This is a genomic window from Natrialba aegyptia DSM 13077, from assembly GCF_000337535.1.
In the GTDB taxonomy this organism is placed as follows: domain Archaea; phylum Halobacteriota; class Halobacteria; order Halobacteriales; family Natrialbaceae; genus Natrialba; species Natrialba aegyptia.
On the sequence record NZ_AOIP01000045.1, the window covers coordinates 25,867 to 47,354 of the forward strand.

At 56.7% G+C, this 21,488-nt stretch carries 16 protein-coding genes; 12 read left to right on the top strand and 4 right to left on the bottom strand.

Going from position 1 to position 21,488, the window contains the following annotated elements; genetic code table 11:
• Nucleotides 1-92 precede the first annotated feature (92 nt).
• The 12 genes from C480_RS17715 to C480_RS17765 all read left to right on the top strand — a co-directional run bounded on the left by C480_RS17715 (nucleotide 93) and on the right by C480_RS17765 (nucleotide 18,378).
• A complete protein-coding gene (locus C480_RS17715; protein ID WP_049903926.1) occupies nucleotides 93-1,901 on the top strand; it encodes a hypothetical protein in 1,809 nt (602 codons plus the stop codon).
• Between the two features lie 25 nt (nucleotides 1,902-1,926).
• Nucleotides 1,927-3,492: a hypothetical protein gene (locus C480_RS17720; RefSeq protein WP_241433863.1), complete on the top strand. Its 1,566-nt coding sequence runs from the start codon at nucleotides 1,927-1,929 to the stop codon at nucleotides 3,490-3,492.
• A gap of 660 nt (nucleotides 3,493-4,152) precedes the next feature.
• Nucleotides 4,153-4,872, top strand: coding sequence for an ATP-binding protein (locus tag C480_RS17725; protein ID WP_006667001.1), 720 nt, complete (start codon nucleotides 4,153-4,155; stop codon nucleotides 4,870-4,872).
• Nucleotides 4,873-4,991: 119 nt separating this feature from the next.
• Nucleotides 4,992-5,384: a hypothetical protein gene (locus tag C480_RS17730; protein WP_193787813.1), complete on the top strand. Its 393-nt coding sequence runs from the start codon at nucleotides 4,992-4,994 to the stop codon at nucleotides 5,382-5,384.
• Nucleotides 5,385-5,390: 6 nt separating this feature from the next.
• On the top strand, nucleotides 5,391-6,341 hold the full coding sequence (locus tag C480_RS17735; protein ID WP_006667003.1) for a hypothetical protein: 951 nt from the start codon (nucleotides 5,391-5,393) through the stop codon (nucleotides 6,339-6,341).
• The gene (locus tag C480_RS17740) at nucleotides 6,341-9,022 is read left to right on the top strand and encodes a helix-hairpin-helix domain-containing protein (RefSeq protein WP_006667004.1); all 2,682 of its coding nucleotides are present in this window, start codon (nucleotides 6,341-6,343) and stop codon (nucleotides 9,020-9,022) included. Before C480_RS17735 ends, C480_RS17740 begins: the two co-directional genes overlap by 1 nt.
• Nucleotides 9,009-13,529 (top strand): type IV secretion system DNA-binding domain-containing protein, encoded by a 4,521-nt coding sequence (locus tag C480_RS17745; protein WP_006667005.1) that lies wholly within the window; start codon nucleotides 9,009-9,011, stop codon nucleotides 13,527-13,529. Before C480_RS17740 ends, C480_RS17745 begins: the two co-directional genes overlap by 14 nt.
• Before the next feature lie 55 nt (nucleotides 13,530-13,584).
• The gene (locus C480_RS17750) at nucleotides 13,585-14,511 is read left to right on the top strand and encodes a bifunctional DNA primase/polymerase (protein WP_006667006.1); all 927 of its coding nucleotides are present in this window, start codon (nucleotides 13,585-13,587) and stop codon (nucleotides 14,509-14,511) included.
• The gene (locus tag C480_RS17755) at nucleotides 14,504-16,039 is read left to right on the top strand and encodes a primase-associated protein (RefSeq protein WP_006667007.1); all 1,536 of its coding nucleotides are present in this window, start codon (nucleotides 14,504-14,506) and stop codon (nucleotides 16,037-16,039) included. Before C480_RS17750 ends, C480_RS17755 begins: the two co-directional genes overlap by 8 nt.
• Nucleotides 16,040-16,968: 929 nt before the next feature.
• Nucleotides 16,969-17,175 (top strand): hypothetical protein, encoded by a 207-nt coding sequence (locus C480_RS23145; protein WP_006667008.1) that lies wholly within the window; start codon nucleotides 16,969-16,971, stop codon nucleotides 17,173-17,175.
• A gap of 156 nt (nucleotides 17,176-17,331) precedes the next feature.
• Nucleotides 17,332-17,664: a hypothetical protein gene (locus C480_RS17760; protein ID WP_006667009.1), complete on the top strand. Its 333-nt coding sequence runs from the start codon at nucleotides 17,332-17,334 to the stop codon at nucleotides 17,662-17,664.
• Between the two features lie 162 nt (nucleotides 17,665-17,826).
• The gene (locus C480_RS17765) at nucleotides 17,827-18,378 is read left to right on the top strand and encodes a hypothetical protein (RefSeq protein WP_006667010.1); all 552 of its coding nucleotides are present in this window, start codon (nucleotides 17,827-17,829) and stop codon (nucleotides 18,376-18,378) included.
• Nucleotides 18,379-18,791: 413 nt separating this feature from the next.
• Here C480_RS17765 and C480_RS17770 read toward each other — a convergent pair whose 3' ends face one another.
• The 4 genes from C480_RS17770 to C480_RS17785 form a co-directional block, all read right to left on the bottom strand.
• The gene (locus C480_RS17770) at nucleotides 18,792-19,553 is read right to left on the bottom strand and encodes an MBL fold metallo-hydrolase (RefSeq protein ID WP_006667011.1); all 762 of its coding nucleotides are present in this window, start codon (nucleotides 19,551-19,553) and stop codon (nucleotides 18,792-18,794) included.
• Nucleotides 19,554-19,631: 78 nt separating this feature from the next.
• Nucleotides 19,632-20,399 carry a helix-turn-helix domain-containing protein gene (locus tag C480_RS17775; protein WP_049903923.1) on the bottom strand — a complete coding sequence of 256 codons (768 nt, stop codon included), beginning with the start codon at nucleotides 20,397-20,399 and terminating at the stop codon, nucleotides 19,632-19,634.
• A 206-nt stretch (nucleotides 20,400-20,605) separates the two neighbouring features.
• On the bottom strand, nucleotides 20,606-20,869 hold the full coding sequence (locus C480_RS17780) for a type II toxin-antitoxin system RelE family toxin (RefSeq protein ID WP_006111185.1): 264 nt from the start codon (nucleotides 20,867-20,869) through the stop codon (nucleotides 20,606-20,608).
• The gene (locus C480_RS17785) at nucleotides 20,862-21,149 is read right to left on the bottom strand and encodes a ribbon-helix-helix domain-containing protein (protein ID WP_006667013.1); all 288 of its coding nucleotides are present in this window, start codon (nucleotides 21,147-21,149) and stop codon (nucleotides 20,862-20,864) included. Before C480_RS17785 ends, C480_RS17780 begins: the two co-directional genes overlap by 8 nt.
• Nucleotides 21,150-21,488: the final 339 nt, after the last annotated feature.

The following is a 21,488-nucleotide window of genomic DNA, read 5'->3' on the forward strand; positions in this document are numbered from 1 at the left end:
TCACCCCACACCCACGAATGGATGGCCAGCGATTGTCGCTTGGACTGCTGCTCGTTGTCACCCTGATACTGTCAATTAGCGGTGTGGCGACGATGTCCACCGCGGAGACGACGGCCAACGAAACAGACGTCTTTATCTCTGATAAACCGGATCCCAAGGCTGGCGAACACCCACCGTTCGTGCTCCCAGACCTGGTGGAAGTCAATGAAGAAGAGAATATCTCGGTAGCAGAGCTGAGTCAGATCCGCGATTTCTACTACTCGACGACCCAACCCCCGTATCAGGTCGGATCGGATCAGCAGACACTGAATGAGTACCGCCTCGAGCAACTCGAGTCGATCGAGCGCAACGAGTCGACGAGTCTCTGGTTTCCAGATTCGGACCGCTCGAACGGTACGTTCGTTGAAGACGCTCACATAACGATCCTTGGATCCGAAAAAGGGACCCAGACCCATCTCGAGTCGGACGCGGATGACCAAGACGACACCGAGAGTGAATTACTGCTGGTACCGGAGGATGGGACGGTCTTCGCCTACGTTGATTACACGACTCGCATTCCAGAGGGGACTTGCACCACGACCAATGCGACGCGAACCTGTCTCAACGTTACACTCCTCGATCAGGAGGTCGACCGCACACTCGAGATTGGGTCCCAGTCGTGGAGTGGCGATTCAGAGACGCCCCACGAGATCGACTACGCGGACGCGGACGCGAGTGGGCCGACAACGATGGAGGTGGAGGCGACAATCACCACGACGCTTGCACTCGAGGAGTCCATCTACGAACTTGACGATAGTGGCTGGGGGGAGGATACAACCGATACCGACACGCTGAACATCTCCCACACGGTCCAAGACGAAGCTCCTGTTGCCGTCACGACGAATCAAGAGCTTTCGATTGACCAGACGGTCGTCGAATCGAATGGAAGCCTCGACCGGATTATCCTCGAGTTCGATGGGCCGGAGACACTCCAAGACCGGCGACTCTGGAGCACGGCGACGTTCGCCGAAGACGCCGGAAAGATCGAGAATATCTGGGGCGTCTACTCCCAGCGCCAGTACGAGACTGCCACGCGAGGCCACCCGCCAGAAGACAATCTGACGATCTCGCCGGATCAAAACATGTTCAACGAGACTGGGTCAGTGCTGAACGAGACACTGTCAGCGGGCAACGACACCTCGACAGACGAGTCGATACTGAATGAGACGCTCGAGCAACAGCCACTCGCGTCAGAGACCCACCAGGAGGCATTCCCCAATGTCCTCGAGAAGCAACTCGCCGCACAGCGAGATACCCCCACGCTTGAGGGAGAACCAACCAACCTTGCGAACCCACCAGAATTAGCTAGTTCGGACAGCTTCAGTGTCGCATCTGAGCCAGCACCACTCGATGAGAACGTCAATCTCTCCTCGGTCAACCCGCGTGGACAGAATACGCTCATCATCAAGAACGCAGAGCAACCGGTCACAGAGGTTCGCGATATCCACGACGACCCGATCCCGGTGTCGACACAGACCGTCCAGGAGCGCGACGTCCAGCTCGAGACGGAGACCCTCAACGACACGCACGCACAGTTCCACCTGTTCGAGGAAGATAGCGGCGAGGCGCTTGCCGACGAGACACTCTGGCTCCACGGTGCTGCCCAGGGACAGGTGACGACCGACTCGGACGGAACTGCAGTCGTCGAACGGAGTGACCTCTACGTGAGGGCGTCGTTCACGGGCGAGACCGATCCAGCGGAAGAGGTGTACTACAGTCCAGCTGAGACGGAGGCCACATTCCAGCCAGAGGCGTTCAACATCTACCAGCTGTTGATGAGCTTCACTGGAGCGTTCGTCTCGATCATCGCCTTCGTGATTTTGTACATTCCGTTCGCGTACATGCGAGGTGCAAACAAATGACTGTTCGAATTCGAGCCAGCACAGTGTGGGCAAACACCCACTCCACAGCTTCCGCGCTAACGACCACGACAGAGAACCCACTAAACCAATGACCATTCCCAGGCTGCCCGTTTCGATCAAAGGTATGATAGAAGGCGCTGATCCCAGTATCGTGGGATTGGCCCAGAAGAGCCTCGCCGCCCTTCCAGGTGGCGATCTCGCTATAACCGTCGCGTTCGTCGGCGACTGGGTCGCCGACTTCTTCATCTATATTTTGACCGGTATTCTGGGGTTCATTACCACCCTCGTTGCGGGCGGGATGCAGTCGTTCATCATCTTCGATAGCCCCTACAACGATCCGGCAATGCAGGGTGCCTTCGAGCATAATCTGGCAATTTTCCCTCAACTACTGGTGATTGTCTTCATGGCTGGGATAGCCTCCGCTCCGTTCTCCGATCAGCGGGAAGTGACGAACTTCATGCTGATCTGGAAAACGCTGAAAACAATCATCTTCGTCGCCGTCGGTCGTCAGATCATGCACTTTGGGTTGCTCCTTACGAACGCGATCATCCTGCACATTTACACCAACGACTACGGCGACGCGTTTGGCCCCGAAGTGCTCGAGGCTGGATTTGAAGGGGCAGCTTCGCTGGGTGCGGGGGCGATCATCGGCGGGATTATAATCAGCTCGGTCTCCGTCGCAGGCATTTTGCTCGCTCTCGGGGTCTTTGTGTTCCGGGAGTTCCTGTTCAACGCGACGTTCATCCTGCTCCCCGTTCTCGGAGCCATGCTCTACCTGGATTTCGGCCCACTCCGCCACAGTTCGGCGATCGCAAAAACGCTCCTGCGGGCGACAGCGTACATGCTGCTTGCAGGGATCGTGATGGCGGGGCTACTACAAACAGGTGCGGCAGCCGTCGGCGCGTATTCGGATGTCGCCGTTGAGGGAGAGGAAGTAACTGAGGCGGAGTTTGGCGAACTCATCGAAGCAATGCTCTTCTGGCTGATCGGACTGCTCGCCCCCGCACTCGTCGGCCTCAAAGCTGCCATGATGGCAGGGATGTCGCCGAGAGGTCTTGGTCGGAGTGCAAAGAGCAGCTCGAGGTCGCAAGCTCAGACCTCTTCAATGGGCCAATCGGGTGGGAAATCGAGACGTACTGCACTGATGGAGCAGGCGAGGTACGGAGGAGCGAGAGGGGCCAGATGGGGCGACAGAAAGATAGGTGGAAGGGCGAGCAGTGCTGCCAGTAGAGTAGGATCACGCGTCGGCCAAACGAAAGCAGCAGTTGGGAGTGCAGCCGCGTCGAAAATCCCGGATAGATATGTGAGCGGAAGTAATAAAATAGGATCTGGTGCGAAGAGAGGTGGAAAACGCGCAGCTTCGGACGTGAAAGCTGGTGTCTCCTACGGACCTCGAAATCTTCACGAATCCCCGACCGAGTGGGCGGCGGCCGGGTTGGAACGCTATCGGGAAAACCCCGTTATCGACACGTCAACTCAACAATCGACTAGTAGTGGCACAGTCGAAGCCAGCAACAACGCCGCCGACACATCTCCAGACCCGGAATCAAGTCAACAGCCACTGGACGAATACGACAACAACAATAACTAACGGAAGATGGACAGAACATCTCAACCCAAGAATGTCCTGAAGAAAGTCGTTGTTGGCATCATTTCTCTCAGCCTCTTTACTGCGAATTATGTCATTGTTCCACTTGGAATCGTTTGGATTGTAGCGTATTTTTCCGATCCAATTATAGCGCTAATTGCAATCCCTGTGATTTGGATGGCGACCCCATTTACTGCACTTCTGCTGACTGGTGGTCTCTACCCACTTCATGGTGAGAAGCCCGAACAAGCGGATCGGATCTGGCTGGTTGGAACTTTCATTGGAACAGCGATATTGACAGCGGTGTGGTTTCTCCCTGCTTGGGAGAATAACTGGCCCGCTTTCGCAAGCATCCTTGCTCCGCTCCGAGTCTCTTCTATGTTTGATAACTTTTGGTACATGGGAGCCAGTTGGCTCGCGTGTGTTCCACTGATGCTATCTGTGAGTATTGGAACCACCGTAGAACTTCTCGATGAGAAAATCGCGACGGGAGAAGGGGAGCAGACAGCCGCACTGGACGCGGCTGCCCAGAGAGAGAAAGCCGAGACCAAACCTAAGACGTCCCACTCCAGCGATGGAGCGGCTCAAGAACAGCCCACTCCTTCTCAACTCCAATACGGCTGGCAGTCTGCGCCTGACACAAGATTTGCGGACGTTGGTGGGATGGAGCCACTCAAAACGGAGGTCGAGCGCTCGGTGATCCGTCCGCTGACCCGGCTGGATGCCGCCTACGAACGCTTCAACATCTCCCCACCGAACGGCATTCTCTTCTACGGTCCTCCAGGGACAGGCAAGACGCTGTTCGCTCGAGCCATCGCCGGCGAACTCGACCACCCGTATCTCGAGCTCTCGGCGGGCGATATCAAATCGCGCTGGGTCAATGAGTCCACCAAGCAGGTCAACCAACTGTTTGCGGAGGCTGCACAGTTCGATCGATGCGTCATCTTTATCGACGAGATCGACGCACTCCTCGCGTCGCGCGACAACGATCTTCACCGCGAGCACGCTCAGGTGGTCAATGAGTTCCTTGCCCATCTGGACGCCGACGATCCGAATTACCTCGTAATCGCAGCCACGAACCGCGCTGAACTCCTTGATGAGGCGGCTACTCGCCGGGGTCGCTTTGACCAGCAGTACGAACTCGGCCTTCCAGATCGCGACGCTCGAGCGGCCATTTTCCGCGTCCGGCTCGACGAACTGCCGACGGGCCTTGACAACAACGCATCCAGGAAGATGGCCGAGCAGACAGAGGGACTCAGTAGCGCAGATATCGTCGGGATTATCGACGACGCCGCGATGCGTGCCGCCGAACGCGACGCTGACGAACTCACGCTCGAGGATCTCCACATGTCGCTCCCAGACCAGCCAGACCAACAGTCTTGAGACCGTGCCCAGCAAGAGGTAGGTTGGGACCGCAAGATCGTTCAAAACCGGTACGTCATTGGAATATCAAAACCGGGGGTAACTTTTAACTAGATATCCCTAAGACGTACAGATTGTCTATGGAAACATTCCCAATCGCAGGGCGTGTCGTTAATACGAAGTTGGTTTTCGGGTTGACCGCCCGAGAAGCTGGCGAGGTTCTCGTGGTTCCGTTCCTGGCCATGGGTATCGCCCAAAGCCTTGGCTTCACTGGGACACTGTTCCTGGGTGCCGGCGGGATCGGACTCGCCATCGGCATCCTCGTTTTGCTGGTTTCCCCTGCCGGCCAACGACCCATCAGCTATGCTCGTGCCGCCGCCGAGTACTATCTCGGCTCGAACGAGTACCACAACCGGAGAACGCGACCCGAACCAGAGACGCCCGTCGCCCAGGACGTCGTCTACGTTCGGCAGGCTGGCCTCGATATCGAGACGATCGAAGCCGAGCAGGAAGCGGAAGCCGACGGACGGTGATCGACAATGGGAACTGCACCCACCGACGAGACAGCTACCGAAACAACCCCAGAATCACACGAAGAGGACGAGGAGCCCGTTGTCCAGCCGACTGCCAGCAGTGATCACACGCCGCCCACACCCGAGTCCGACCTCGAGGTCCTGCGAGCACTCGACAAATTCCTTGACGATATCGACACGGACCTCCCAACCGCTCGAGAGCGCTCCCGAGCGCGTGATCACTTCGACCTCAAGGATCGTCTTGGTGGATCGACAACGACCCAGGAGACACTCAGCTTCGACTACGTCCGGGAGGATGGTATCGCCGTCGACGGCGACAGCTACATCGGCCTCTTGAAAGTCCATCCGCAGAACTGGCTCTCGCTCAGTGAACAGGCCAGACACGACACGATGAGCGCGTACATGTCTTTCCTCATGTCGCTCGAGTTCAGCGTGGCCGTCCCCTGCTACCCGAAAACGTTTGACCTTACGGGGCATCTCGAGCGCTTCTACACGGCATCGTCGAGTACGACTGCTCGAGAAGAGACGCCGATACTCCAGTACGGACGGAAGTTCTACATCCAGTGGGCGAGTGACCGGATCACAGACGCCGACCTCAAACAACGCGATTTCTACATCGTCACACGCGTCGACGCCGATCAGGTCCACAAGAATCTCGACACGGGAAGCGTTCTGAGCCAGCTTGGCGATCTCCCGCTCATCGGTGCTGCCTGCTCGCGAGTACTTGCTCACACGCCGTTCGGCGAGTCACACGAAGACGCACGAACTGAGCTCTGCATTCGTGAAGTGAGACAGCGACAGCGCCGGATTACAAACAAGCTCGGCCGGACGGAGGTCTCGATCGACCAGGTAACCGACCGTCAGGAGACCATGGAAATCCTGTACCACTACTACAACCACGTCGACCCACAGTTCGAGAAGTTCAATCAAGCGACCAAGACGGAGGGAGAGTACTGATGGGGCTTCTCTCAGGGCTTCGTTCTCGTCTCACCTCGGGTAGTAAGCACACGCTCAAGGAGATCGATGACGAGACGTTCGACCGGGCAGCAGCGATCGTCGAGGCCAACGGCGACGACCTCACCAAGGAAAACATCCGCGAGCAAGCCGAGCATCTCCTCGAACTCGAGGAAGTCGACGAAGGTGAGTTCCGACTTGGGGTCGTCCAGGACGACACCGAACAGTCGCTCGCCGACCGGGATATTATCGCCCCACGAAAGCTGAAAGAGGTCTCCAACTTCTTCGAATCGGGGTACATGATCCGCAACGACAAGTTCGTCCGTACGCTAACGATCCACGGCTACCCCGAACGCGTCCCCTTGGGCTGGCTCGATGAACTGTATACGACGAACGATCACATTCGGGTCACCCAACATATCCAGCCACGCGATACCGGTTCCGTCCTCCGTAAATTGCAGAAACGCCTCACCCAGTTACGGGCTCGCCTCCACAAGAAACACGAGAAGAGCCAGACCGACACCCACGAAGAGGAGGCCGACCGGGACATGGTCCAGGATCTCATCTGGGACATCATCCTCGGGGAGACGAAGCTGTTCGACTTCGCGATCTACATCGAAGTGGTCGCCGACACCGAACAAGAACTCAACGAGGCAACCGAACGCGTCGTTGATTTGCTCAGTACTGCGAACGCAGAAGCAGTCCCCCTCGAGAAACGGCAAGTCGAATCACAGGACGCACTCGGCCCGCTCGGTGACGATTCGATCAAGTCGACTCAGTTGATGCAGGAGACCGCCATCGGCACGATGTTTCCGTTTATCGAGCCGGTGATTACCGACCCCGAGGGGATATTCTATGGATTTGATACGACGGACACACCCGTAATCCTCGACAGATACGAGCTCTCCTCGTACTCGAAAGCGATTGCGGGCACAATGGGCTCCGGAAAGACGTTCGCCGAGAAACACGAGATGTACCATCGGTTGATGATGGATCCCGAGATCGAGATGCTGGTTCTCGATCCGCTTGCAGATTTCGTCGACTTCGCGAACGATCTTGGTGGGCAAGTGATCCGCTTTGGCGGTGATAACACAGTCAATCCCCTTGAGATCCAGCGCGGTATCGACGACGCTGTGGATGACCCGTTTAAGAAGAAATTGCGCTCGGTGATGGAGCTGTTTCGCATCCATTTCTCGGCGGTGGCTGAGCAGTCGTTAAGCAAGGAACAGGTGGGGATCCTACGGCGAGCGGTCCGACTTGCCTACCTCCAGTACGGCATTACGGAAGAGACGGCGACCCACGAGAACACGAGTCCGACGATCAAGGACCTCCTTGATATCCTCGCGGAGATCGCAGACGGTGGCCTGCCATCGGAATTCCTGGAACTGCACGAGGATGCGAACGACGAGCGGATCTGGCCCGAGATTGACCAGCTCGAGACACGATTTCGAGATGGCGACGAGCAGTACGCCTACCAATTGCTGCTGGGTCTCGAGGCGTTCCAGAAAGGCGGCGAGAACGACAACCTGACCGGCCGGACAAACGTCGAACTCGACAATCGACTGGTCGTGATCGACATGTCGATGTTTGCCGACACGGGGCAGGCACCATTGTTCATGCACGTGATGTTCGACTGGATCTACCAGCGAGCGGCCAGCGATCACGACCGGCGGACGCAGGTGACGATCGACGAGGCGCACTATCTGTTGCGGCGGGAGGCGACGACAGATATGATCGATCTGTTCATCCGGCACAGTCGCCACTTCAACACGGCAATCACGCTCATCTCCCAGACTGTCGATGAGTTCGTCGCCCAGTCGGACGACCAGTCCAAGGAGGCCGCCGAGAAAGCGCGCAACGTCTACAATCTCTGCGATATCAAGCAAATCTTCCACCACGAGTCGGTCTCCGAAGATATGATCGACTTCCACGATCTCACCCCTTCCGAGAAAACGTTCCTGACGACGGCTCAGACTGGCGAAGACGGGGGTTACTCGGAATTTTTGCTCGAAGTCAATGAGTGGTCGAAACCACTTGCACTCCACGTGAACGACTACGAAGTCTCCGTCCTCGACGATGATCTCGACCCGTGGGAGTATCTCGTCGAAAACCGGTATATCGACGCCGACGACGCCAGATTCCTTGCCGCAGAGGACCGGCTCGACGACTACGATATCCCGGAATCGTTGCTCGAGGAGGTGGATCTGGATGAGATCGACAATGAGTCCGAAACCGACGAGGCAGTCATCGAACACGCCGATCGGGAGCGAGCCGGTGTGGAGACCGAATACCACGAGATGGACGCTGGTGAGACTGCTGAGGCCGGTCAAGAAGCGACAACAGCTGCAGATGAGGGAGCGGAGGAACCGCATGAAGAAGCGATAGAGGAACCGAATGAGAAGGGAGCAGAGGATTCGCGTGCTGAAACGGCAGAAGATCGAGGCGACGATCTCACCACGATCTCTGGAGTCGGCGAGACGTACGCAGGATATCTCGCCGAAGCGGGTATCGAGACGGTTGGCGAGCTCGCTGTGGCAGATACTGAGTCACTTTCAGAGGAGACGTCGATCCCGCTCACGCTGCTTGACGATTGGGCTGATGCTGCCAGCACGATGTGTGAACCGGAGACAGCAACTGGAGACCCCTCCTCGACCACGGAGGTGACAACCGATGCAGACGACTGAGAAAACCGAGAGTACCCCCGATATAGACGCCGAATCCTTTGAGTGGATTGTTGCAGAGGACGAGCAAGTGAGGCAGGTCTCCGACTTGGACGTGGAGTGGACGGGCACGCCACTGCTTCGAGGCGGCCTTCGGACGTATCTGGTCACACTCGTCTTCGTGGCGGTCGCGCTTGCTCTGGCGACCGAGAGCATCGTCGGGGTCACAACAGGACCGTCGCTCATCGGACTCGAGCCCTACACGCTCGAGACGGAGCTCATCACTGCCGAGATTCCACTCTGGTGGTTGAGTGCTGTTCCGCTCTTGGTTGGTCTGGTAGGCGTCGCGATCAGCGTGCGTCCGATTGTTCAGGCGCTTCGCACGACGTACGTCCTCACGTCGGAGACACTCTACGTTCGCACGCGGGGAATTCGTGGCGATGGGTTCACGAAACTCCCGCTCGATCGTGTCGTCGACACCACTTTTCATCAGTCCCCTCTCGGCCAGCTGTTGTCGTCTGGCACCGTCACGTTCAGTACGTTCGACCACACGTCGCCCGAACTCCAGTGTTGGGCGATCGAGAACCCAACAGAGCTTCACGAACGATTGCTCGAACTTGAGGCGTCCGCTGGCTCGCCACTCGAGCGCAAGCAAGAGTACATTCGCGTTGTTCCATCGACGGGCGAGCGACCACCACAGGAAGTCATCAACCAGATCCGTCCCTTGCACGATGTCCAACGAGGCGGCCAGTCGTGGTGGCAGCGACTCAATCCGTTTTCGGAGCCCGACCTGCTCACGTTTGAGTTTGTGATTTACAGCGACGGGACGGATTCGCCGATCGAATTCTACTACACCTGTGAGCAACACCTCTCCACGCTCTACGACCGACTCAAATCGGCCTATCCCGACACGGTAGAACTCGAGCGAGTCACGGTCGACTTTGCGGAGAAACTCGTCGCGCCCCAGCAGTACTCCTACGACGAGTTCGAAAGCGCCCTCGAGAACGGCACCCTCCAGTGTACGCCGGCTGAAGTCGAGGCACTCGTTCGTGTCCGTGGCTCCAAACCGACGCTTGCTGATGGAGGAGCGACGACCATGAGCGAGCAGGTCGATCGAGATGAGATCGGCGACGAGAGCATCAGTACAGAGGCGTTCGATACAGAAGGTTCTGATCCTGATTCCAGTCACCCACTCGGCACGCAACTCCCGAGTGTTGACCTCGATGCACTCCGTGCGAAAGAGAACGCAGAAAACCGCGATCCAGGGTCGCTCACGTTCTCCCTCGAGACGCCAGTCGATACTGGTGAGGGTGTGCTTGCGCGCCCCCATCCGGATGAGGTTGAACCGTATGGGTTGCGGTGGACCGGCAGTGGAGATCCGATGGCGGCGATCAAGAAGTTCGATGGGCAGATGGGTGAGGACGATCGGTCAAAGGCGACCTCACACGCGCCGCTGACCGTGCTGATCGATCATTTTGCAAGCACGGATCACCCGATCGTCTTCCAGGCCGCGTTCGAAGGCGAGCCCGATCTGACGAAAGAGGGTGAATACCACATCAACGAAATCGAACAAGGACGCGATACGTTGGCTGGTGAAATCGCCGTGGCCTTTCAAGAGTTTGTACGCGGTCCAAAGAACACCGAGTCGTCCTCATCGCGGTCAGAGTCACTCAGTGAATCTCGATCTAAGCGCATCGACGAGATCAAAAACGAAGACTGGGGACATACGTTCACGACCAACCTGCGGGCGGTGACTGTCCCTACGAACTCGTTTCTAAGCGATACATCCGAAATCGAACACGACCTGAGAAATCTGAGTACCGTGTTCGATCCGCTTGCCGGTGACTACTACAAACTCGAAGGTGAGGAACTCCACGAGAAAGGAGTTCTCGAGCGCAGTCAGCGCAAGCGTTCGCGACGCTGTTTTAATCGGTTTCTCGAGGGTGAGGTCGTCGCTGGTGGGCGGGTGAGCCGCTCCGAACCCGACCTCCATCTGGATCCCGGCGAGCTCTGCAACATGGTCATTGTCCCCAGTACCGAGCATCTCACCGACGAGGCGGTCAAAGAGACGCACGCGAATCCCGAAAGTCGCACGGCCCTCCCCGGGTTGGACACCGCCCAACGCCGTCAGTATACTACGGGGATGGTCCTCGGTCAGGACGCCAACAGTGCTGTCGAGGGCCCGCTTCGGTTACCACCAAACCGTCAGTCGCGCCACTGGTTGCTCTGTGGCGCGACTGGGAGCGGGAAAAGCCAAGTCACGTATCACATGTTACGCTCGCTCGCCGAGACGACACCCGGCCCGAACGTCCTCTTCGACCCGAAAGGCGACAACATGTGTAAGAACTACCTGATGGCTCACTACAAGAGATTCGGGAATCTCGACGACGTGTACTACTTCCGGGAGCCAGGAACACTCCCAGCCATCTCGTTCTTCGATATTCGATCAGCGCTCGAGGGGAACGATCGCGAGACGGCAGTCAAGGAGAAAGTCGACCACTTCCACGAGCTGATGCGGATGATCATGGGAGCGGAGAAGTACGAACGGGCGTTCGTGGCGAACGAAATTCTGACGTTCCTGATCCAAGCGTTGTTCGATCCGAAACACGGTGACGACGTCTTCGGGTTGGATGATCTCGTCGAGGCCGCGACGCGAATGCACCATCATCAGGAGCTGCCGGAGGTTTCGGAGATCAATGCCGACATCCACGATTCACTCGCCGCACAGTTTGCCAAGGACGAAAACCAGTTCGACACGACGATGGGGGCGGTGATGAACCGGCTGAACAAACTAAAAGAGGATCGCCATCTTCACTGGATGCTTCGACACAAACCCGGTCGCGAAGCCGAATCCACCGGAGACGATCTTTACGGCTTCCACCAGCAGGAGACCCACTTCGACTTCAGTGAGTTCCTCGATGAAGATGTCACGATCCTGTTCGACCTCGGCGATCTCACGCTCGACGCCCAGCGTGGGTTCACCACAGTCATGCTGAGTGATTTGTGGCATTCGATCCAACGACGGCGGCGGACGAACCCTGAGAACGTGGTCAACGTCATCATGGAAGAGGCTGCACCGTTCGTCGCGACTGAACTGGTCGCCGATCAACTGCTCCCTCAGGGTCGATCGTCGGGACTGAGCCTCGGGTTCATCATGCAGTACCCCGAGCAGGTCAAGAAGTTCCACAATGGGAATGGTGCGTACGAGGAACTTCTGACGGAGGTGCATACGAAATTGATTGGTGATATCTCGATGAAGGATCGGTTCGCGAAGACGTTCACGCACGACGAGTTGTCTGTGGAGGATGTCCGGAACCGGAACAACCGGATGGCAGCGGGCGAGTGGTTCACGAAACTCGTTTCCCCTGGATTCGGTGAGGAGCGACCAGCGCCGTTGACCTTGCACTCGCCCCCGATCATAACCGGGCACCCAGAAAGCGACGAGCCATTGACGGCGGCCGAACAACAACAGTTCGACGAAGAGCTTCTGCCGGAAGTACTTGAGCGGACTGAAGACGAATACGGGTTGTACGTACCGTCCCACGAGGACGCGATGGAGTGGTCGAATTGGAGCGACACAGATCGGCGTGCTGGCGCACCGCCAGCACTGGACGAAGATGAGAGTGAAGTGACGGTGGAGTTCGACGAAGAGAGTGAGGATACAGACGGCCAGCAGCCGCTCGAGAAGACCGGTCCTGACGATGGGGCCGACGATCAGCACGATGATCGAGATGATAGCAGTGACGTGGAGACCACCGATGATGATCCAGTTGGCGTTGCAAATGGAGCCGCCTTCTTCGACCCGGCCACGAGCGAAGAGGAGTGCCCGGTCACGGACGATGAACTCCGGCAGCGGGGGCTCTCGCGAGACGACGCGATCTTCCTCAAACGCGTCCTCGACGCGATGAATCGTGACCTCCCGGATTACACGCTGTTGGAAGGGATGGAGGAGTTGCAAGAGGACCTTGATGGGGTTGACGTTGATGTGTTGACCGAACTCGAACTGCTCGAAAGAGAGAAAGTAGATCGACGACCGTACTATACGGTCCTGCCCGCTGGCCGAGAGCTTCTGGATGAGACGGTCACCGCCCAACCGGGGATTGGTGATCTTGGAGAGAAGACGCCACACAAAGTTGGAGTCGAACTCCTGGTGTGCTGGCTCGAGACTTTCGAAGCGGTCGATCGAGTGGAGCGATACTACCAGCAGTCCTCGGAGACGGTGTTCGACGTTGCCGCGTTCGACATTGATGACGAACTCGTGTGGGTTGGAGAAGTAGAGATGACGTCAAATAACGCGGAAGCAGTTGTGAGTGACTACGAGAAGATGGCTGCGGCCGACGCGGATGCCGTGTGGGCATTCCCATCACGTGACGACGCTGGCGAGATCGTGAATGTACTCGCCGATGCAGAACGTCTCCCTGAGAATGTGAGCGGTCGAACAGCTAACTCATTTTCACTTCTCCAGGAGGCAGTTGAAGGATTCGAAGCCGATGGAATGACGACTATCCACACCTTCAGGAAGCTGACTTAAACGAGGTTAAAATGACTGTTGACATGACATTCGCATTCACCGGTGGTAGACCCTTATGACCTGGCGACAGGCAACCCGTGACGAGGTCTATGCGTACTATACCGAGGAGTTCCCCAAGTATGTAGACCAGTTGCCGCCGTTCATCACACCAACGGCACCGAAAGAGTTCGGGATCAGCTTCCGCGAACGCCATCCCATCCGCAAAGAGAAGCGACCTGACCGAGACTTCATCCGACGGCCGACGTGGCGCACCACCTCAGATGGCGAGCCAGTCTCACAGAACTTTAACAACTTCGAAGAACTCGTCTCGTTTATCCAGTCTCCCGCACGGTATGACCCGTTCCAAGGGAGTGAGTACATGTTGGCTGATCCCGATCTGCTCGAGAAGAGCGATCCGATTTCGGATGGCGTCTACTACGGGTTAGACAACTGGGACCGATCGTGGGTCCTCGCGGTCGATATCGATGCGAAAGATATCGCCACAGCACGCGCTGAACGCGAGCTTGACGAGACCGACCTCGAGATCCAATCAGCAGATGCGAGTCGTGACGACACGTTGCTCGCCGAGACAGAGATTCGTGACGCCGACCCGACGGGGTATCCCTACTCGTTTGAGGATATCGACCGTGCAATCGAGTATGGCTTCAAAACGCGTGAGATCTTCATGGATGTGTTTGGTGCCGAGGAGACGATGGTCGTCTATTCCGGTCAAGGCGTCCACGTCTACCTGCTTGATGAGGATCTTGAATACGGGTACGACGAGAAAAGCCGAGAAGTGCTCAACGACCTCCTGCTCGAGCGTTATGAGATTCCGATCGATCCCGTTGTGACCGCCGACCGGAGTCGTCTGCTTCGCGTTCCCTACTCGTTGCACGCTGACGTCTGTCGCGTCGTCCAGCCGATCGAGAGCCCAACCTTCGATCCCCGAACGGAAGCCCGACCACAGTTCCTTGAAACGGAGACTGAACTCACCCATGATTGACCCACGAGAGACTGACCGAGATGCCTACCTCGCTGCAGCGGTCCCAACCAACTACACCGATAACGAGATCGTCCAGCTATTCGCCCGCGGGTACGACCGCTACGTCGTCGATAATACGCCAGACCGAGAGACGTTGCTTTCGGATCTCGAACAGTTCGGGACTGCTGCGTTCAAGAGCTCCCAGCGCAACCGTCCGCTCGAGTATCCATTCGTCGACGAACCTGCCACGCTCGTATTGTTGGCTACTCTCAGTACCGTTTGCGTGAGCGAACAACCCCGCTTCGAAGACACACCGCCTCGTCGGAATCAAGTCCTTCATAACATCCGCGAGCTGTTCGCGACCAATCTCCTCGCACTTGTGCATGAGTACGACGATCCGACGCTCTACCAAGAGATGGCTGAGGTCCTCTACGCGAAAGGCCCCAGTCAGGACGGTCCCCACCCGGGTCGCGTTTGTACGGGCGTCAAACCGATGCCCGAATTCGACGAGGAGGAGACTGCCGAAAATGAGTCCGATCTCTACGTGGAAATCCCAATGGCGGCTGCCTCTCGAAAGTGTCTCGCGCGAGCATCCACCGAAGCTACAAGTAGCGACGAGAAGGGCAAAATTCGGACACAGGTCAAGAACAACCACCTCTACGTCCCGCTCGACCACCTCCATGACACCTATCGATCGTACGCCAAGAGGTGTTTTGGCCGGTTACAGGCAGTTCAAGAGGATGAACTCGGTGAACCACAACGCAAGTGGCTTCGAGAGCACGAAACTGCCATCACCGAACGGACTGACTACGCCCTCGAGATCGGCCAGTACGAGAAGGTGTGGAAAAACTGGGATCAAGGTGAGCAGATCGTCCGACTGCTCCAAAATGCGGTGCGAGCGTCACCCCAGACTCAGATCGGCGAGTTTCATACTGCTCAGGAGTTGTCCGACGCGCTCGAGGCATACGAACCAGAGAACGAGGGTGAGAAAGCTCAGTTGGGGCAACTGTCCAACCACCGTAGTGTCGCAAAAAAACTCGCTAATTCTACGTCACATCGGTCGGTGACGATCGATCGGAGTGACCGCGTCAATACGTATCGGATCGGCCACTCGGGCGGTGGATCGCGGCCACTTGAAATCACGGAACTCGAAGACCTATTTGAATTACCTTGTCTGGCAGCACTCGACGAACGGCTCCAAGAGGAAAAGCCAGTCCGAAAAGACCTCTTCAATCTCGTTCGGATGGTGATGTGGCTTCCGCAATATCGCGAGAAGCCCGTCGACGCGATCACTGATGAACTCAAAGATCTGTTCAGCCGGTGGCCATGGTTCGATCCAGAGATCTCTGCCTACCAGATCAAGTACGAAGCCCGACGGGGCGACCGTGGCATTGGTTCCGAGGGGAACACCCCCCTGCCAATGAATTGTAATAATGACGATATGCAACGGTACTGTATCGGGAAAGAGCAGTGCCCCTACTCAATCTATGGCAGCCTCCCATTCCCCGACGACATGTACGACCAACTCGAGGAAACCGACCCCATTTAATATAGAGAAAACTCACGTCGGATTCAACCCTCTCTTTAGGCTATTTCTTTCGAAACCATACAGAAGATCTAAAAAACCGGATTTGGTGCTATTCTACTCAACCAATATGATATATGGAATATATTAATTACAACTATTGTCTAAGAGATATTATCCCGTTGCGCATTATCTGAGCCTTGATGATGGAGAAATCAGCGGATAAGGGGGATTCTTCTAAGAATGTGACATCTAACTATCTCTTCTGTCGTTCCTCAATTTGAACATTGAAATCTAGAATCGGCTGAGTTGGGTGGCTGAAACTCCCCGTTGCGCGTTTTTTGACTTTTGTGCTTGAAATCTTTGCTCGTTGCGCGTGTTGTTACGACCTTAGATATGCGCAACGGGAATTTAAAACGATTTGAGGGCTTAAAACCGGTCGTGAATGACGAAAAATCGTCCAAAGGAATGGGGGTTTGTGCAGAAAGAGAGGTGTGCGCGACGGGTAGTGAGACGTGGCGAGTTCAGAGGGCAAGGGACGGTGTATATATCAGAAACTGGAGGTTCGGTCTGGAGGAGTGTGCGGACTCGAGAATGGAGGGATTGAGTTGGGTGTAGAATGGGTGGAAGGCAGAGGCAGTAACAAGGGGGTGGTCGGTAGGGGAATGAGAAGCATTTTCAGAACACGATCAGTGGGAGAGTGGAGAGCGGTAGAGAGGTGGGAGGGGACGGGGTGTGAGACAAGGTAATAGATGTGATAGAAAGTTGAGAGGAGAGCAGAATGTGAGGAGCCAATAGAGAAAGAAGAGGGGTGGGAGAAATAGAGAGAGGATGGTGCTCGAGGTGAGAGGGGGAGAAAAGAGTGAGGTGCAGAGAACGAGTGAAGGGCAGAGATCAGGGAGGAGTGTGGTGATCGGAGTGGAGGGGCAGAGGACTGGAGCAGGGGACTGGAGATGAAGCTGAGGAGAGGGGAGAGTGGGAGGAACGTACAAGCTAGGAGCCAGGCCGTGACGGGGAGTTTGGAAGAGCACTCGAGGATAGGGATAGAGCGGACCTGGAGGGGAGGTGGTACAGTGTGGGTTGCTCTCCTCGAGAGGAGGAATGTGGCCGTGGGCGAGGACGTCGACGGTGAGGTGGGATTCGAGGGCGGTGGTGAGTGAAGAGCAGCTAGGAGAACGTCAGGCTAGGTGATCGTGATGGTGGTGTACGTAGAGTGATGCTGTCATAGAATGGCCCGCGTACCAGTTGTGTTGATCCCGGCGAACGTCACATACAGGACAAGGAGTTATCATCATCGCTCGATTAGACGACTACTGATGGATTGGGAAGGGGTGAAGAAGGAACTACGGGACGCGGGCTATGCTGGGTTCGAGTTCGATAGCGGAAAGACTGCTGTACCGGGACTCTCCGGGGAGTGGTTGATCGGTAAGATTGCACGGGAGAGGAAACTGAAACGTGAGAACCAGTCGCTCTTGATACGAATTTGCGATTACCTACCGGGTAGTGCTGCTGTGAATGCTAACCCGGAAAATGCCCCGGAAAGCATACAGAATATTGCTGAAAGACACGGGTTAAACGTCGTGATAGTCAGCGTCTCTAACGATAAAGTGCGTATCGCACTTTGTGACCCCTCAGAACATGATTTGTAACGGTGTATTCGCAGACCTACACATCGGCTAATTCGACGACGTGATGGGTGAAATCAATCCTTGGGAAGTGTTCTATGAAACCTTTAGAGTGGCAGGGAAGACGTCAGACTAGACGATAGCGAAGCGGTGTTGTTCACCCACCTGAGAGGGGTGAGTCGGGATATGAGCTGGACTGACCAACACCAGACGGAAGACGCAGATGACGACGACCAGATCCTGAGCGAGGAATTCGACGACTGGGTTCAAGAAGGAACAGCGCCAGGCGAGGAAGACGCAGAAGACGACGGCCAGGCTGATACCACTGCAGCGGACGAAGCCGAGGATGGTGAGGAGAGTAGTGAGGGTGAGCAGGTCAGGATAGCATCGATGAGACCGGGTACTGTCTCGAGGCAGGGATCGGACGAGCCGCTGATGATGAACCAGTGCCCGCGGTGTGATGGTCGGAAATTCGTCTCGAAGAAGCTCGTGTACGAGGAGTTCCACTACAGCGAAGGGGGCGAGCTCGAGGGGCACCAGAACAGAGTTCGAGCTGAGTTCGAGTACACGTGTCTGGAGTGCCAGGAACGGTTCCACGAATTGCCGAGGGGTGCGCGATCGTACTACTCGGAAGTGGCGGTGCTACGGCAGGATCTACGCCGAGCGATCCGAGTACAGCTGCGAGCATGGGGGAGTTCGATGAAGTCGTGGATGCGGAAGCCGTACAGAAGAGGGTAGAGAGCCGATGCGGTTTGAGATAGTGGAAGGATGAGAGTAGTGGAGTGAGGTGGGTATGGAGCGGCGAGCAGAGGAGGACCGCACCGCACAGTACCGCCCTCCCACGGGCACCCGCCCACCTCCAGGTTCCGGGCTGCTCGCTCGCTCTCTTTGAGCTCGCTGTGCTGCCGGGCTTTCCCCCAGTGCAGGGTGTCAGAGGTTCTTCTCAAAGATTGGTCTCCCCCCATACTCCAGTGAATCAGCTGGTATGTAGGTGGGCGTATTAACCGACCAAAATACTGTTAATCCTTTCAGCCACATGGATTATCAGGCGCAGTTTAAAATGCCATGCAGTGCTGAAGGAAACACTGCCGTGTCGCCCTCAAAAGGACGTGACCCGAAGCACATCCTGTGGTCAGGTAAATTCTCTCTCCTTACAGGGTGATCTGCTCACCATCTTCAGGAACGTGAACATCCTCAGTCGCCGACCGCAGTTCGTCACGGGTGAGCAAGCAGTGGTTGATTGCCTCCATGTGAACAACGACAACCGTAGTATCGGTAGCGTCACGGACGGCAGAAATGTCCTCGATGCCCATCGTGATGGGCTCGCCCTGCTCGAACTGGGCCTCACCGCCATTGAGGACGACCGTGTCGGGCTCGAACTGATCGAGTGTTTCTTCGACCGGCTCGTACCAGATCGTGTCGCCCGCAACGTACACCGTCTCATCGGCCTTGAACACGAACCCCGAGACGGGCCCCATTCCCTCAGCGAGCTCACCGTGGCCGTGGCGGCCGGGCGTCCGGTGAATGGTGATTTCCTTGAACGCGGTTTCGTCGTCGACGGGGCGGACGTCAGTAAAGCCCTCGTCGGTGAAGGCGTCGGCCTCTTCGGGCTGACAGAACAGCGCCACGTCGGCGTCGAGTTCCGCTTTGGCTGCCTCGTCCCAGTGGTAGGGGTGGCGGTGCGTGACAACGATGGCGTCGTAGGATAGGTTAACCTCGGGCAGTGGAGCGAGTGGGTTCCGGTCCTGGTTCGCCGTGGTAAGTGAGTCAGGAATTGCCGGGTTGTCCGTCACCGTCGGCATCTCACCCTGTGGTGTAAACATCGGGTCGACGAGGAACGTCGTGCCACCGACGTCCACGAGGATGGTGGCGTTGCGAATCAACTGAACGTTGGCTTCAGCCGTCGTTGACATACGAGACCAGCTACGGAAGCCATCGTGGTGGGATTTATTTCGACATATTCCAACCCACGCGGCGTTCGACGCGCTCGCTTACTGAATGAATTCGATGTCCTCGGGATCGAGATCCACATCGAGGTCGACATCAAGGGAGTCGGCGACGAACTGCTGTGCCAGCCACGCTTCAGCCCGGTTAAGACGGTACTGGAACGTCGAACGCGACACACCCACGTCGGCGGCGATCTCGGTGACCGACTGCTGCCGTGGCTCCTCGTAGTACCCGCGTTCGATTGCAGCCTCGAGTGCCGACTTCTGTTCGGGCGTGAGAGTTTGCTGGACACGACCGTCTTCGAGCAGGCACGGCGGCGTGCCGAGCCGTTCGACGGACAGCGATAGTCCCTCCTGAAGGTTCTCACGAACTTTTTCGTGGATCGCTGTTACAGGCTCGTCGATGAGTAAACGCCATCGGAATTGGTTGCCACGACGCTCCGATCGCATTATTAGCCCCTCGCCGACATGGTTCGCGGCGACGAGTGGAATCGACCGGGGGCCATCCCCTTCACGGCGAAGTGAATGGATTTTCCGTGACTCCGGGTTCAACGAGAGGATCGTGTACTCGTACTCAGTCACGGGCGCACCACACATCCCAGTTGTATTCGAATCACTGGCGATGCGTTCTAAGCGGCCGTCAAGTTTGTCAAGGACAGTAGCCGGGCCGACGATTTTGTCGATTCCCCACACTGCCTCGCTGGTCGCATTGACCTCCATCGACAGGGCGTATAAGTCTGGATGTTCGATGAAGAGATCCATCACTTCGTCAGCCCCCTTCTCGTATTCAACAGTGAAGACGAACTCGCGCACGATACCGTAACGTTCTCGCTCAACGGGTAAAGCCTGTTAGGTGTATCCTCTGTACACAACACGGCGTCTTCTTGAGGTGATCCGAACTGCAGCATTAGCTTGTTATGCAAGAGTGCGCACTGAACGGTACCTCTCCTCAACAACTGTCTGTCGTACTCCGCAAAAGAGTCAATCTTTTCACTCCGATAATTTCGCATTAAGAGGCGTCATGGGGGAAGGTGCCGGTCATACACGTTCCGTCGGTGACCAATCGCCTCAACGATGAGAACGTTGTCGTCGCGATCCCATGTGATGATCGCTCGGTAGTCGCCGGCGCGAAGTTTGTAATATGGGTAGCCGGAAAGACGCTCGAGTCGGTGTTCGGTCCAGTCAGTCGCCTCATCGACTTTATTCATCACACGATCGGCGACTTGCGGGTCAAGGTTCTCAAGGTGGCCGATCGCTTGTTCAGTGTACTTGACGTCAGTCATTCAAGCCGAGGCGCTCGCGAACATCGTCGGCTGATTGCGTTTCGCCCTGCTCCCGCTGCTCGCGGCTCTTTTCAAGCTCTTCGAGCGTCTCGTCAGAGAGCCTCGTCGGTGGATCAATCCAGTCGCGGAGTGCGTCGCGGATCGCTTCCGACCGTGAGGTATACCCGCGACGCTCGTACTCCTCGTCGATCTCCTCGAGGAGCCGGTTTGGAACCCGGACGTCGATTTTGCTGGTACCGTTGCCGTTACCTTCACCGGCATCACTGGTGTCAGTACTCATTACTGTGTGAGACGTACGTCTCACAGATAAATGTTTGCCCTGTACCTAACACTCTTGGTCTAGTGATCTTGCTTCTTAAGGGCAGACCGAGTATTGTGTAGCTGGAACGGCCGGTACCCCTGGGTGACGATCGAGACAGTAGTCCGAGTGTTGGACAACTGAGATCGGCCTGACGGGGATGCGACGTGGACGATCGATGGGTTCGATATTGGTGGTGAACGGAACACTCGAGAAGACAGAACACACTGGTACGCTTGAGGAGACGATGTTGCGTGAGTGCAGATAGGCGTGTGAACGTCTCGGACTACGTAGGGCAGAGCGGGGTTGGCGTGGAGGCGC

Bases quoted from the DNA above. Each gene is read 5' to 3' on its own strand.
- C480_RS17735 (WP_006667003.1), top strand. From the start codon at position 5,391: ATGGGAACTGCACCCACCGACGAGACAGCTACCGAAACAACCCCAGAA.
- C480_RS17740 (WP_006667004.1), top strand. From the start codon at position 6,341: ATGGGGCTTCTCTCAGGGCTTCGTTCTCGTCTCACCTCGGGTAGTAAG.
- C480_RS23145 (WP_006667008.1), top strand. From the start codon at position 16,969: ATGAAGCTGAGGAGAGGGGAGAGTGGGAGGAACGTACAAGCTAGGAGC.
- C480_RS17760 (WP_006667009.1), top strand. From the start codon at position 17,332: ATGGATTGGGAAGGGGTGAAGAAGGAACTACGGGACGCGGGCTATGCT.
- C480_RS17770 (WP_006667011.1), bottom strand. From the start codon at position 19,553: ATGTCAACGACGGCTGAAGCCAACGTTCAGTTGATTCGCAACGCCACC.
- C480_RS17765 (WP_006667010.1), top strand. From the start codon at position 17,827: ATGAGCTGGACTGACCAACACCAGACGGAAGACGCAGATGACGACGAC.
- C480_RS17750 (WP_006667006.1), top strand. From the start codon at position 13,585: ATGACCTGGCGACAGGCAACCCGTGACGAGGTCTATGCGTACTATACC.
- C480_RS17730 (WP_193787813.1), top strand. From the start codon at position 4,992: ATGGAAACATTCCCAATCGCAGGGCGTGTCGTTAATACGAAGTTGGTT.
- C480_RS17745 (WP_006667005.1), top strand. From the start codon at position 9,009: ATGCAGACGACTGAGAAAACCGAGAGTACCCCCGATATAGACGCCGAA.
- C480_RS17755 (WP_006667007.1), top strand. From the start codon at position 14,504: ATGATTGACCCACGAGAGACTGACCGAGATGCCTACCTCGCTGCAGCG.
- C480_RS17780 (WP_006111185.1), bottom strand. From the start codon at position 20,869: ATGACTGACGTCAAGTACACTGAACAAGCGATCGGCCACCTTGAGAAC.
- C480_RS17715 (WP_049903926.1), top strand. From the start codon at position 93: ATGTCCACCGCGGAGACGACGGCCAACGAAACAGACGTCTTTATCTCT.
- C480_RS17785 (WP_006667013.1), bottom strand. From the start codon at position 21,149: ATGAGTACTGACACCAGTGATGCCGGTGAAGGTAACGGCAACGGTACC.
- C480_RS17725 (WP_006667001.1), top strand. From the start codon at position 4,153: ATGGAGCCACTCAAAACGGAGGTCGAGCGCTCGGTGATCCGTCCGCTG.